General features: G+C 68.1%; 12 protein-coding genes. 2 read left to right on the forward strand and 10 right to left on the reverse strand.

Annotated elements, in window-relative coordinates:
* From ACM14_RS07575 to ACM14_RS07590, 4 genes are all read right to left on the reverse strand, one after another.
* Nucleotides 1-1,800 (reverse strand): FecR domain-containing protein, encoded by a 1,800-nt coding sequence (locus ACM14_RS07575; protein ID WP_139093389.1) that lies wholly within the window; start codon nucleotides 1,798-1,800, stop codon nucleotides 1-3.
* The gene (locus ACM14_RS07580) at nucleotides 1,794-2,507 is read right to left on the reverse strand and encodes a response regulator transcription factor (RefSeq protein WP_012207214.1); all 714 of its coding nucleotides are present in this window, start codon (nucleotides 2,505-2,507) and stop codon (nucleotides 1,794-1,796) included. The genes ACM14_RS07575 and ACM14_RS07580 overlap by 7 nt, the downstream gene beginning before the upstream one ends.
* Before the next feature lie 94 nt (nucleotides 2,508-2,601).
* Nucleotides 2,602-3,894 (reverse strand): tryptophan--tRNA ligase, encoded by a 1,293-nt coding sequence (locus ACM14_RS07585; protein ID WP_043825000.1) that lies wholly within the window; start codon nucleotides 3,892-3,894, stop codon nucleotides 2,602-2,604.
* A 75-nt stretch (nucleotides 3,895-3,969) separates the two neighbouring features.
* Nucleotides 3,970-4,638 (reverse strand): site-2 protease family protein, encoded by a 669-nt coding sequence (locus ACM14_RS07590; protein ID WP_170962005.1) that lies wholly within the window; start codon nucleotides 4,636-4,638, stop codon nucleotides 3,970-3,972.
* A 185-nt stretch (nucleotides 4,639-4,823) separates the two neighbouring features.
* Between ACM14_RS07590 and ACM14_RS07595 the strand changes: the two genes are divergently transcribed.
* Nucleotides 4,824-6,185, forward strand: a complete 1,362-nt coding sequence (locus ACM14_RS07595) for a methyl-accepting chemotaxis protein (RefSeq protein WP_065345779.1) — start codon at nucleotides 4,824-4,826, stop codon at nucleotides 6,183-6,185.
* Between the two features lie 105 nt (nucleotides 6,186-6,290).
* Here ACM14_RS07595 and ACM14_RS07600 read toward each other — a convergent pair whose 3' ends face one another.
* Both ACM14_RS07600 and ACM14_RS07605 read right to left on the reverse strand, forming a co-directional pair.
* Nucleotides 6,291-6,935 carry an L-threonylcarbamoyladenylate synthase gene (locus tag ACM14_RS07600; protein ID WP_012207210.1) on the reverse strand — a complete coding sequence of 215 codons (645 nt, stop codon included), beginning with the start codon at nucleotides 6,933-6,935 and terminating at the stop codon, nucleotides 6,291-6,293.
* Nucleotides 6,936-6,960: 25 nt separating this feature from the next.
* Complete coding sequence (locus ACM14_RS07605; protein WP_013800875.1) at nucleotides 6,961-7,824, reverse strand: 3',5'-nucleoside bisphosphate phosphatase; 864 nt, start codon at nucleotides 7,822-7,824, stop codon at nucleotides 6,961-6,963.
* Between the two features lie 212 nt (nucleotides 7,825-8,036).
* On the opposite strand from ACM14_RS07605, the gene ACM14_RS07610 reads away from it, so the two are divergent.
* Nucleotides 8,037-9,815: a methyl-accepting chemotaxis protein gene (locus tag ACM14_RS07610; protein WP_065345780.1), complete on the forward strand. Its 1,779-nt coding sequence runs from the start codon at nucleotides 8,037-8,039 to the stop codon at nucleotides 9,813-9,815.
* A 58-nt stretch (nucleotides 9,816-9,873) separates the two neighbouring features.
* On the opposite strand, the gene ACM14_RS07615 is transcribed toward ACM14_RS07610, so the two are convergent.
* The 4 genes from ACM14_RS07615 to recJ form a co-directional block, all read right to left on the reverse strand.
* Nucleotides 9,874-10,536, reverse strand: coding sequence for a DUF799 domain-containing protein (locus ACM14_RS07615; RefSeq protein ID WP_013800877.1), 663 nt, complete (start codon nucleotides 10,534-10,536; stop codon nucleotides 9,874-9,876).
* A 1-nt stretch (nucleotide 10,537) separates the two neighbouring features.
* Entirely contained in the window at nucleotides 10,538-10,912 is a 375-nt protein-coding gene (locus ACM14_RS07620; RefSeq protein WP_043825006.1) for a DUF4810 domain-containing protein, read from the reverse strand.
* Nucleotides 10,909-11,589, reverse strand: a complete 681-nt coding sequence (locus ACM14_RS07625; protein ID WP_065345781.1) for a CsgG/HfaB family protein — start codon at nucleotides 11,587-11,589, stop codon at nucleotides 10,909-10,911. Before ACM14_RS07625 ends, ACM14_RS07620 begins: the two co-directional genes overlap by 4 nt.
* Nucleotides 11,590-11,686: 97 nt before the next feature.
* Entirely contained in the window at nucleotides 11,687-13,405 is a 1,719-nt protein-coding gene (recJ, locus tag ACM14_RS07630; RefSeq protein ID WP_065345782.1) for a single-stranded-DNA-specific exonuclease RecJ, read from the reverse strand.
* Nucleotides 13,406-13,411 lie beyond the last annotated feature (6 nt).

A 13,411-nucleotide genomic window follows, 5' to 3' on the forward strand; every position in this document is an offset into this window, starting at 1 on the left:
CTACTGGCGCTGCAGGCGCTCTCCGTTGCCCGAATGCATCATCTCGCCGCTGGCATCGACGATCCAGCTGCCGGTGCGGAATTGGCGCGCGGCCGAGAAATCGCTGCGCAGGCCGTTGGCATCCTCGATCTGCAGGCGCAGGTAGTAGCTGCCTGCGGGCAGGTCCTCGGTGCTCCATTGCGGCTGGTCGGTCCAGAGGTCCACCAGCGGCGCGGTGAACTCCTGGTCGCGCGCCACCATCACGTGGTAGCGCTGGCCGGGCTCGCCGCTCCAGCGGATCTGGCGGCTGCCTTCGGCCGGGCCGTCACCCATCTGCAGCGCGCTGGCCGAGGGCTGGGGCGGAACGGCCGCCAGTTGCATGGCCTGGGCTGCGGCAAACGGGCCCTGGTCGGGCTGTCCATTGGCCAGCGTGCGAATGCTGGCGGCACGCCAGAGATAGCGTCCGGCCGGCAGGCGGGCCAGCGTGGTGGCGGGCAGTGTGCAGTCGTTCAGGTCGCGTGCATCGATGGCGGGCTCGGCAAAGCCGGCCTGCGCATCGGCAGAGACGACCTGGATGCGGTAGCGCGCGGCGCCCACGACCTGGGTGCATTGCAGGCTGGCGCGGCCCAGGCCCACGGTGGCGTCGGCCTGCGGTGATTCATACAGCGGCGGCACGGGATGGGCCTTGACGCGCAGGGCGCGGCGGCTGGCGGCGCCCGGAATGCCCTGGGCATCGATGCCGCGCAGGGACAGCACGTAATCACCGTCCTCCACGCCCGCCAGGCGAAGCGGCGATGCCGTGGCCTGGAAGCTGGCGCTGCGCAGCACCTGGGTCATGTCGGCATCGCGCGACAGCTGTAGCTGGTAGCGCACGGCGCCCGGCAAGCCAGGCAGGGGCAGGCTGATCCAGTTGGCGTCTTCCGCCAGCGCAGGCCACGCCGTGATGTCGGGCGCACCCAGCATGGGGCGGGGCTCGCCTACGCGGCCATTGGCGGCCACGGCCACGCCCTGGCCCGGGCGCAGCAGCGCATCGCCAGTGTTCGCGCTTGAAGCGTCGGAGCCCACGGCGACGGTGCCTTCATCGACGGCGGCTGCCGTGCTGCCGGCGGCATCGGCCTGGACCAGGAAGCGGGTGCCGCGCACGCTGGTCGATGCAGCGGGCGTGCGGATCTCGAAGCGGCGCTGTGCGTTGCCGGGTTCGGGCGGCACGGAGGCCTCGACGCCGCCCTCGCGCAGGTCCAGTACGGACTGCAGGCTGCCGGCACGGCCCTTGCGGCGCATCTGGCGCAGCACCACATCGGACTGCGACTGCACGCGCACCAGGGAGCCATCGGCCAGGCGCACGGCGACGAATGCGTCCGGGGCCAGCTGCAGGCGCTCGCCTTCCTGCAGCGTCTGTCCCTTGCGCAGGGGCTGGCCCGCATCGTCTCCGGCCGCGCCCTGCGTATCGGCCAGGTGGTCCAGCGGGCGCGTGCTGCGTGCATCGCCCTGCACGAATTCCACGGAGGCGACAGCGGCGCGCAGCAGGCGCACGGGAATCTCCAGCACGGAGCCGGGCCGCAGGCGGTAGGGATTGGCCACGCCGTTGTGCTGCTGCAGGTCGGTCCACTGGCGGGCATCACCCAGGTAGCGGGCCGCCAGCTGCTCCAGCGTGTCGCCGGCGACGACCCGGTGCGCCATCGTGTCGCCGTTGCGGCCCACGGGTTTGATCTGGGCCTGCGCGCCGCCCAGGCCGAGCAGGCCCAGCAGGCCGAGAGCGGCCAGCATGCAGGCCCGCGATACGGGCCTGCCCAGGGCGGCAGGCATGTGTACGGTCATGATGCCTGCTGCAGCGCCTGCAGCGCTGCGTCGGGCACATCGAGGCGATAGCCATAGCCGTACACGGCACTGATGGCGTAGGGCTGTCCGGCGCGCAGGTTCAGCAGGGCGCGCAGGCGCGAGATATGCGTGTCCAGCGAGCGCGACTGCACTTCGGCGTTGTGTCCCCACACGGCTTCGCGCAGGTGCTCGCGCGACAACAGCCGGCCCTGGTTCTGGAACAGGGTCAGGGCCAGCGTGTACTCGCGGTGCGTCACCTCGATGGGCTGGCCGTGCATTTCCAGGCTGTTGGTGGTGGTGAGGAAACGGTAGGGACCGAACTCCAGCACGCTTTGCGTGTTCACCGGATAGGCGCGGCGCAACAGGGCGGCCATGCGCGCGCGCAGCTCGGCATGGCGCACGGGCTTGACCATGAAGTCGTCGGCGCCGCAGGACAGGCCCTCGACGATGTCGGCCTCTTCGCTGCGGTGGGTGATGATGAGGATGGGCAGCTCGCGGCTGACATGGCCACGCGCCCATCGCACCAAGTCCGTTCCTTCCATGTCCGGGAGGTGCCAGTCCACGATCAGCAGGTCGAAGCTCTCGCGGCGAAGCTCCAGTTGCAGGGCCGAGCCCGTCTGGTAGGTGTGGCAGCTGTGGCCCGTCTCCAGCGCGACCTGACGCAGCATCTCCAGTTGCAGCGGATCATCGTCCAGAGCAGCTATACGCATCCAAATGTCCTTTCACGCACGCGCCGCAATCCCGGCGCCGAGCCCGCGGGCAAGACTGCCCGCAAATAGGCGGTTTCTCAAGCGAAGCTTACCCTTACTCTGCGGCATCGCGCAGTTGCTGCAGGGCGGCCAGCACCAACTGGGGGTCTGCGGGCTGCAGCCGGGGCTGCAGTGCGGACAGGGCCGCCTCGCCTTCCTTTTGGAGCTGGCCAATGGCCTGGCCGGCTTCCTTGGGGGCGTCGAAGCCCAGGCTTTGCAGCAGCAGCTGGCCGTCGGCGGCGACGAGCTTGAAGTAGAACTTGCCGTCGGCTTCGCGGTATTGCTTGAACTGGGGCAGGGCCTGCCTGGCGGCCTTGGCCTTGGCGGCCACGGGGGCCTGTGCCAGGCTGCGCAGGCCGACGGCCGAGCGCAGTTCGCGGATCAGGGGCAGGGTCTCGCGGCGGGCCTTGGCGGCGCCGGCCTGCAGGATGTCCTCCAGCTCGGCAGGGTGGGCCACCAGGTGCTCGTAGCGCTCGCGCATGGGCGCCAGCTCGCGGTCGATGCGCTCGAACAGCTGCTGCTTGGCGTCGCCCCAGGCAATGCCTTCGGCGTACTGGCGGCGCAGCGCCTCGGTTTCCTCTTCGCTGGCAAAGCCCTGGTAGATCTGGAACAGGGCCGAGCCCTCGACTTCCTTGGGCTCGCCGGGCGTACGCGAGTCGGTGGTGATGCTGCCGATGAGCTTGCGCAGCTGCTCGCGCGAGGAGAACAGCGGGATGGTGTTGTTGTAGCTCTTGCTCATCTTGCGGCCATCCAGGCCGGGCAGCGTGGCCACGTTCTCCTCGACCTGCGCCTCGGGCAGCGTGAAGAACTCGCCGCCGTAGATGTGGTTGAAGCTGGAGGCCATGTCGCGCGTCATCTCGATGTGCTGGACCTGGTCGCGGCCCACAGGCACCTTGTGCGCATTGAAGGCCAGGATGTCGGCCGCCATGAGCACGGGGTACATGAACAGGCCGGCGGTCACGCCGTCATCGGTCTCGGTGCCGTCCGCGTGGTTCTTGTCCACGGCCGCCTTGTAGGCGTGGGCGCGGTTGAGCAGGCCCTTGCCGGTCACGCAGGTCAGCAGCCAGCACAGCTCGGGGATCTCGGGAATGTCGGACTGGCGGTAGAAGGTCACATGCTCGGGGTCCAGCCCCGCCGCCAGCCAACTGGCCGCGATCTCGATGGTGGAGCGCTGCACGCGTGCCGGGTCCTGGCATTTGATCAGGGCGTGGTAGTCGGCCAGGAAGTAGAAGTTCTCGACCTCGCGCGAGCGGCTGGCCGCGATGGCCGGGCGCAGCATGCCGGCATAGTTGCCGAGGTGCGGGGTTCCGCTGGGAGTGATGCCGGTGAGGAAACGGATGGTGCTCATGACGGGAGGCTTCGACAGGCAAGAAAGAAAAACAGGGAGCCGCAGAGACAGCCGGTGGACCGTTCTGCAGCGCGTTCAGCGCAGCAGCGCGATCAGCGGGGTCAGCGCGAAGTCGATCACGGCGTAGCCCAGGTCCATCAGCGGGCGCAGCCACAGGCTGCCGACCACGCCGGCGATGACCAGGCCCATGACGATGAAAAAGCCCCAGGGCTCGATGCGCGCCACCCACTGCGCCTGACGCCAGGGCAGCAGGCCGACCAGGATGCGGCCACCGTCCAGCGGCGGCAGCGGAAACAGGTTGAATGCCCACATCACCAGATTGACCAGGATGCCGGCACGGCACATTTCTATGAAGAAGCGCTCGCCCACGCCCGATCCCACCAGAACCACCAGCAGCACGCCCCACAGCAGGGCCTGCACGAAATTGGAGGCCGGGCCTGCCAGTGCTACCCAGATCATGTCGCGCTTGGGGTTGCGCAACTGGTCGAAGCGCACGGGCACGGGCTTGGCGTAGCCGAACAGAAAGGCGCCCGAGGTAGCGAAGTACAGCAGCAGCGGCATCAGGATGGTGCCGATGGGGTCGATGTGCTTGATGGGGTTGAGCGTGATGCGTCCCATCATGGCGGCCGTGTTGTCGCCGAAGTGGCGCGCGGCATAGCCGTGGGCTGCCTCGTGCACCGTGATCGCGAAGAGCACGGGCAGGGCATAGATGAGTACGGTCTGGATGAGGTTGGAGATGTCCACGGCGGGCATTGTCTCAGACGCTGGCCACCCTTGCCGCTGGCAGCCGCCAGAGCCCGTGCGCTGCGCTCTGGCCGCGTAGATATGGTGGTTTCCCGCAGATTGGCAATGCCCCATTCTGTGTTGCAAAATGAAACACCGATGAGATGATTCCCTCAACAGGTTTTTCACCAAGGCCCTCGGGCCATATGTACAAGAGGTGGCACGTGGGCGTACTGGGCTTGGGCAGGCTGCCGATAGGCTGGCGGCTGGTGATTGCGTTCGGCGGTATCAATCTGCTGGTCTTCACGATGATGGCGGTCACGGTGTTTTCACTGGGGCAGGCCGAACAGGCGCTGGCGGCCGGGGGAGCGACCACGGTGGCCGAGCAGGCGCTGGTGCACACGCGCTGGTGGGTGCTGGGGCTGGGGGCTGCCGTTTGCGTGCTGGCCCTGGTGGCCTGGTTCAGCCTGCGGCGGGGAATCGTGCAGCCGCTGGGCCAGGCCATCCTGATTGCCGAGACCGTGGCTGCCGGTGATTTGAGCCAGGAGTTCTCGACCGAGCTGCAGGGCGACTTCGGTCGCCTGCTGGGCGCGCTGGGCACCATGGAGGACACGCTGACCGAGCTGGTCGGCCGCATCAAGCAGTCCACGGATTCCATCGGCCTGTCGGCTGGCGAGATCGACGCCGGCAACTCCGACCTGTCGCGCCGCACCGAGGCCCAGGTCTCGGCGCTGGCCCAGACGGCGGCCAGCATGGAGCAGCTCACCGCCACCGTGCGCCAGAACGCCGACCGCGCGCATTCGGCCAGCGGCCTGGCCGTCGATGCCTCGTCCACCGCCAAGCGCGGCGGGGCCGTGGTGAGCGAGGTGGTGCAGACCATGGAGGCCATCAGCGGCAGCTCGCGCAAGATCGTGGACATCATCCAGGTCATCGAAGGCATCGCCTTCCAGACCAATATCCTGGCGCTCAACGCGGCCGTGGAGGCGGCGCGTGCGGGCGAGCAGGGCCGGGGCTTTGCCGTCGTGGCCAGCGAGGTGCGCAGCCTGGCCGGGCGCTCGGCCGAGGCCGCCAAGCAGATCAAGGAACTGATCACCACCAGCGTGCGCCAGGTGGAAAGCGGAGCCGGCCTGGTCAACCAGGCGGGCGCCACGATGCAGGAAATCGTGGGCGCCGTGGGCCAGGTATCGGGCCTGCTGGGCGAAATGTCGCAGGCGCTGCGCGAGCAAAGCGAGGGCATCGCCCAGGTCAACGCCGCCGTGGGCCACATGGACAGCGCCACCCAGGAGAACGCAGCCCTGGTGCAGCAGGCCTCGCGCGCGGCCTCGGCGTTGAGCGAGCGCGCCCAGGATCTGGAGCAGGCAGTGGGCGCCTTCAAGCTCGATGACGAGCCCGAGTCTGCGGCGGGCGCGGGGTTCTCGGCAGCGCAGGCCAAGCCCGCGCTGGCCCCGTCCGTTGCCGTGGCGCCCGCAGCAAGTTCTCCAAGGACGCCAAGTTCGCCAAGGCCACAGCAGCGTGCGCCGACTCCTGCGGCCCGGCCGCTGCAGTCGCTGGAATTGGCGCAGCACTGATCTGCATCTTTCTCGTCAGCGTCTCTTCACAACACAAACGCCGGGCTTGCCCGGCGTTTGTCGTTCATGCGGTGCGGAGCATGGCCCCTGCTCGGGCCATCTTCATCAGGCCATCTCAAGGCCCAGGGCGTCCAGGCTGCCCCTTCCCTGGCGCACCACGGTCGGCGGATTGCCCAGGGCCATGGGAACCAGGTCGATCACGGTGGTCGGCTCCGAAGGGCAGGCGCCTGCATCGACGATGGCGTCAAGCTCGTGGGGAAAGCGCTCCAGGATGGCGTCCGCGTCGTGCAGGGCCTCGGTCTCGCCCGGCGGGATCAGCGTGGTGGCGATCAGCGGCTCGCCCAGTTGCTCCAGCAGCAGCTGCGTGCCCTTGCGGTCCGGCACGCGCAGGCCGATGGTCTTGCGCGAGGGATGGCTCAGGCGCTTGGGCACTTCCTTGGAGGCTTCCAGGATGAAGGTGTACGGCCCCGGCGTGGCCAGCTTGAGCAGGCGGTACTGTCGGTTGTCCACGCGCGCATAGCTGGACAGCTCCGACAGGTCGCGGCACAGCAGCGTGAGATGGTGCTTGTCGTTGATCTGCCGGATGCGGCGAAGCCGCTCCACCGCAGGGCGGTCGTCCAGATGGCAGACCAGCGCGTAGCTGGAATCCGTGGGAATGGCCAGGATGGCGCCCTGGCGCAGCATGTCGGCGGCCTGCTTGATGAGACGGGGCTGGGGATTGTCGGGGTGGGCTTCGAAGCGTAGGACCATGGTGTGCGTTGTTGGCGGGAGGAGCTCAGGCCAGCTGTATGCGCTCGCTCAGCAGTTCCCATACCGGCGTCAGCTGGCCCGGCAGGTAGGGCAGGTCGCCCAGATCGGTGTGCGATTCCTCGGGGCTGTGGAAGTCGCTGCCGCGCGATGCGGCCAGGCCGAATTCGCGCGCCATGTCGGCATAGATGGTGTATTCGCTGGGCCGGTGGCTGCCGGTGACGACCTCTACGCCCTGGCCGCCATGGGCCTTGAATTCGGAAAACAGCGCGTATTCCTCGTTGGCCGTCAGCGCGTAGCGGGCCGGATGGGCGATCACCGCCACACCGCCGGCCTGCGTGATCCAGCGCACGGCATCGGCCAGGCGGGCCCAGGTGTGGGGCACGTAGCCGGGATGGCCTTCGGTCAGGTAGTGGCGGAACACCTCGCCCGTGTCGCGGCAGCGGCCCGATTCCACGAGAAAGCGTGCGAAATGGGTGCGTGAGATCAGGCCGGGATTGCCGGCGAAGCGCAGCGCGCCTTCGTAGCTGCCTTCGATGCCGGCCAGCTCCAGCTGGCGAGCCATCTCGCGGGCGCGTGGGCCGCGCCCATCGCGCGTGGCGTGCAGCCCTTCGAGCAGGGCGGGGTCGTCCGCGTCAAATCCCAGTCCCACGATGTGCACGGTGGCACCTGCAAAGCTCACCGAGATCTCGGCGCCCGTCAGGTAGTCCATGCCGCAGGCGCGCGCGGCGGCGGCGGCGCGGTGCTGGCCGCCGACTTCGTCATGGTCGGTCAGCGCCCACAGCTGCACGCCCCGGGAGGCGGCGCGTTCGGCCAGTTGCTCCGGCGTCAGCGTTCCATCCGAGACCACGGAGTGGCTATGCAGATCGGCGTTCAGATAGGACTTGGGCACCGGTCCATTGTAGGTGTCGGTGCTTTTCCGAGCCGGGAAGTGCGGCTGGGGGACTTCCCTGAGTGCGGGTTAACAGGCCTCAATAGTGACGGATGCATGACGATGATCAGCCAGGCGCCGTCAAGGGTGGACAAGAATGGTTTCCGGAGCGATGGGCGGCAGGGGCGCCATGGCCTGGCTCCGGCATTGTTATAAAAAAGATCGGTTTTTCCATGAATCTGAATCAAATCACGGTCGCCCAGAAGCTGTGGGCCCTGGTGCTGGGACTGCTGGTGAGCATGCTGGTGGTCAACGGCGGCATCCTGGTCTATCTGCACGGGGTCAACGAGAAGATCAACACCGATGTGATGACCGCGCAAAGCGGCGCCACGCTGGCGCGCGAGTGGCGGCATCTGACGCAGATGAGCGTGGAGCGCTCCATCGTCGCGGCCATGTCGCCCGACGAGACGCTGGCCGCGCAGCAGCGCGCGTTGATGAGCAAGGGCATAGAGCGCATCAACGTGCTGCAAAAGCAGGTGGGCGACCTGCAGCTGGGCACGCAGTCCAAGCAGGCGCTGGACGCCGTGGCGGCCGAGCGCCGCGAGACGCTCAAGGCCAACTCGGCGGCCCAGGAGGCGCGCAAGGCCAGCGATTTCGCCACCACGTTCGACATCGTTGAAAAGCAGCTGCGCCCGGCGGCCGAGCGCTACAACAGCGCGCAGGAAGCCTTCGTGCAGCAACTGGAGCGCCAAAGCGAGCTGGCGCGCGAGGAAGGCGTGGCCCATCGGCGCCAGGCGTACTGGATCGGTGCGCTGGCCAGTGCGGTCATCGTGGCCCTGGGCCTGTTCATGGGGGTGGCCATCATGCGGTCGATCACGCGGCCGCTGGACCAGGCCGTGGCCCTGGCCGACGGCATTGCCGCAGGCGACCTCACGGGCTCGGTGCAAAGCAACCGGGGCGATGAGCTGGGCCATCTGCTGGGCGCACTCAACGGCATGGCGCAGCGGCTGCGCGGCGTGGTGGGCGAAGTGCGCTCTGGCGTGGAGTCTGTGTCCACGGCCTCCAACCAGATCGCCAGCGGCAACCAGGACCTGTCCTCGCGCACCGAGCAGACAGCGGCCAACCTGGAGGAGACGGCGGCCAGCATGGAAGAGCTGACGGCCACCGTCACCCAGTCGGCCGACACGGCGCGCCAGGCCAACCAGCTGGCGGCCACGGCCGCGCAGGCGGCCGAGCAGGGCGGTGCCGTGGTGGCCCAGGTGGTCACCAGCATGCAGCAGATCACGGACAGCAGCCGCAAGATCGCCGACATCATCGGCGTGATCGACGGGATTGCCTTCCAGACCAATATCCTGGCGCTGAACGCCGCCGTGGAAGCGGCCCGCGCTGGCGAGCAGGGCCGGGGCTTTGCCGTGGTGGCGGGCGAGGTGCGTTCGCTGGCCCAGCGCAGCGCCGAGGCCGCCAAGGAAATCAAGCTGCTGATCACCACCAGCGTGGACAACGTGCAGTCGGGCTCGAAGCAGGTGGAGCAGGCGGGGCGTTCCATGGAGGAAATCGTCTCCAGCGTGCGCCGCGTCAGCGACCTCATCGGCGAGATCACGGCCTCGTCCACCGAGCAGCGCGACGGCATCGGCCAGGTCAACCAGGCCGTGACCCAGCTCGACCAGATGACCCAGCAGAACGCGGCCCTGGTCGAGGAATCCAGCGCGGCTGCGCTGGCCATGCAGGACCAGGCGCGGCGCCTGTCCGAGGTGGTGGCGGTGTTCAAGCTGGGACAGGAGGGCAGCGCACTGGCGCCGGCCAGGGCACACGTGCCGGCCACCGCAGCGGCACGCCGGCCGGCATCTATCGGTGCAACTGCTGCGGTGCGCCCGGCGCCTGCGGCACCCGCACGTCCAGCGCCGGCCGTGCGCAATGCACCGGTGCCCCAGAAGATCCAGCAGCCTGTGGCGAAAGCCCCCGCCAGGACAGCAGCCAAGGCCGGGGCGGACGACGACTGGGAGACCTTCTGAGCGGGAGGAGCGGGGATGCAGGCCGGCGTGCAAGTCAGCGCCGGCCTGCAGGCCTTCGTCAGTTGCGCGGCTTGCCGTAGTCGGGCGAGCGCGGGCCTGGCAGCAGTCCGCGCTGCGCCATGGGCGACAGCAGGCGCTGGTTGGCGATGGAGGCGATCTGCACGCTGCGGTCGTTCATGGTGTCCAGGATCTGGTTGAGCAGTGCCGTCACCAGGATGCCGACCAGTCCGCCGCCTGAGCTTTGTCCTTCGGCGCTGGAGGCCGTGGCACTGCCATCCCACAGCTGGGTGCCGGTGCGCAGGTCCACCAGCCTGGCCTCCAGCGTGACCACCGAGGCGCTGCTGATCACCGCATAGCTGGTGCCGTAATTGCGGATGTTCAGGTACAGGGCCGCATCGGCGCCAAAGATTTCACGGAGCTTGGCCACGGGCAGTTCCTGGGCGTCGTCGGCGCTGACGATGCCGTTCTGGCGGAACATTTCCTCGGTGACAGCCACGGGCAGAACGTAGTAGCCGGCCTCGGCCAGCGGCAGCGTGATCTGGGACAGCACGCCCGCCGGTGCATTCACTTCCGGGGACTGGTTCAGCGCAGGCATGACCAGGATGGAGGCAGGCTTGGATGCCCGCAGCGCCGAATAGTCATAGGGCGCGGTGGTGGCGCACCCGGTCAGCGCCACGGTCATGGCAAGAGCCAGGGTCTTGATGTGATCGGTCAGGCGCATGTCAATTCTTGCGGGCCGTGAAGGTTTGCAGCAGCGTGTCCATGAAGGTGGCGGACTCTGGGAAATGCTGTTTTTCCTCGGCCAGTTGCTCCACCGTCTTTTCGTTGTTGCCGGTCCGGGAATAGAGCATGGCCATATGGGCGCGGTAGCCGGGCGGCAGTGCCTTTCCCTCGGCCTGCACCTTCAGGCGGGCTTCTTCCAGCTTGAGCAATTGGTCCTCGGCGCCGGTACTGCCGTCATCCTTGAGGTATTGGTAGACCTGGGGCTGGTAGTCATTCCAGGCATACAGCGGCTGGCGCGGCGCGGCGCAGCCGGCCAACGTGGCGCAGATGGCCAGCGCGGCCAGGGCCGTTGCCGAATGGATGGGGCGCTTCATTGCGCGGGCTTCCATGCGCCGCTGTCAATGCCGGCTGCCAGCTTGTCCACGGCTTCGCGGATGGCCAGATCCAGTACCTTGCCGTTGAGCGTGGAGTCATAGCCGGCCGTGCTGCCGAATCCCACGATTTCACGGTTCGACAGGCTGTATTCGCCGGCACCCTGCACCGAATAGACGACTTCGGAGGTCTGCACCCGGACGATGTTCAGGCTGACCTTGGCATAGGCCACCTGCTCCTTGCCACGGCCGAGCACGCCGAAGAACTGGCGGTCCCCGACCACCTTGCGGCCGAACTCGCTCACGTCGCCGGTCACGACGTAGGTGGCGCCCTTGATCGCCTGCTCCTGCCGGTTGAAGCCCGCTTCCTGGCGGGTCTCGGACATGTTGTCGCGGTCCAGCACGCTGAATCGGCCGCTTTGCTGCAGGTGGGTTACCAAGATGGTTCTGGCCTGGCCACCGAGACGATCGACGCCGTCCGAGAAAATGCCGCGCTGAAAGCTGGAGCGGTTGTCGAATTTGCCCACGGAAATGGGGCTGCGCGGGCCTTGATAGGCGCTGGATGCAGAAGCGGGCTTGGCTGTTTCAAGCGTGCGCGATTGCTCGGTGGTGGAGCAGCCGGAAAGGCCGGCGGCCAGGGTGATGGCAATGGCCGTGCAAGGCCACAGGCGAGAGGTCATGAGTATTTCCCCGGTTTTCTTGGAATGAATTTGCAATAATTTGTTGCAAAAACCGGGGATATTAACCGAGGGGCACCGTGAATGGCGCCCCGGGTCTCTAGGACGCGTCCGAATGCACTCCCTCGATCAGGAATTGCACCTTGCGCTCTCCGCGCCATTCATTGATGTCCATGCGAAAGGCAATGCAGGCCGATGGCGGCAGCGGGTCGGTATGGCCGAACCAGATGCCGTCCACGGTTTCGCCCTGATGGCGCAATTGCAGTTTCAGGTGCTTTTCACCGACCAGGCGCTGTGAGAGCACTTCCAGTTGCTCGCTGAAGGTGGGCGGGGCAAAGCCCTGGCCCCAGACCGCGAGATTGAGCTGCTCGACCATTTCGGGCTTGCGGAAATCCGGGTCCAGCGGTCCGTCGGTCTCTATGCGGCGCGTCAGCGTGGCCGCGTCCAGCCATTCCTGTGCCACCTGGGCCAGGGCCTTCTCGAACACCGCGAAACCGGCCTCGGCAATGGTGCAGCCGGCCGCCATGGCGTGGCCGCCAAAGCGCAGCAGCAGGCCGGGGTGGCGCTTGGATACGAGGTCCAGCGCGTCGCGCAGGTGAAAGCCGGGAATGGAGCGGCCCGAGCCCTTGAGTTCATGCTCGTGCCCCGGCGCGCCGCTGGCGGCGAAGACGAAGCTGGGCCGGTGCATGCGGTCCTTGATGCGCGAGGCCACGATGCCGACCACGCCCTCGTGGAAGTCGGGGTCGAACACGCTGATGGCGGCCGGCGGCGTCATGCCGTCCTCGCACAGGCCTTCGGCCATGAGCAGGGCCTGCTCGCGCATGCCGCCTTCCAGTTCGCGGCGTTCGCGGTTGATGGCGTCCAGCATCTGCGCCAGGTTGGCGGCGCGGCCCGCATCGTCCGTGGTCAGGCACTCGATGCCGATGGTCATGTCGGACAGCCGGCCTGCGGCATTGATGCGCGGGCCCAGGGCAAAGCCGAAGTCGAACGTGGTGGCCGCAAAGGCCTTGCGGCCAGCGGCTTCGAACAGGGCCAGCAGGCCCGGCTGCATCTGGCCACGGCGGATCTGTTTCAGGCCCAGGGCGACCAGGCGGCGGTTGTTGGCGTCCAGCCGGACCACGTCGGCCACCGTGCCCAGGGCGACCAGGGGCAGCAGGGCCTCCAGCCGGGGCTGATTGGCCTTGTCGAAGCGGCCGCGCGCGCGCAGCTCGGCACGCAGGGCCAGCAGCACGTAGAACATCACGCCGACACCGGCCATGGACTTGCTCTCGAAGCTGCAGCCGGGCTGGTTGGGGTTGACGATGGCATCGGCCAGCGGCAGGTGGTTGCCGGGCAGGTGGTGGTCGGTGACCACCACCTGAAGGCCCAGGGCCTTGGCCTCGGCCACGCCTTCGACGCTGGCAATGCCGTTGTCCACGGTGACCATCACTTCGGCGCCGGTTTCCTTGACGCGGCGTGCGATGGGCGGCGTCAGGCCGTAGCCGTCCACCACGCGGTCGGGCACCAGGTAGCTGACCTCGGTCGCGCCCAGCATGCGCAGGCCGCGCCAGCCCACGGCGCAGGCGGTGGCGCCGTCGCAGTCGTAGTCGGCCACGATGCACAGGCGCAGGCCGCGCTCTATGGCATCGGCCAGCAGCCGCACGGCGGCCTCCATGCCCAGCAGGCCGGAGGGGGCCAGCAGGCGTGCAGGCGTGTCGTCCAGTTCGTCGGCGGAGCACACGCCGCGTGCGGCGTAGAGCTGGGCCAGCAGCGGGTGGACGCCGGCCTGGCGCAGTGCCGAGGCCTGCTGCGCAGGGATCTCGCGGGGGATGATTTTCATGGGCAA

This window comes from Delftia sp. JD2 (assembly GCF_001682645.1).
GTDB lineage: Bacteria > Pseudomonadota > Gammaproteobacteria > Burkholderiales > Burkholderiaceae_C > Comamonas > Comamonas acidovorans.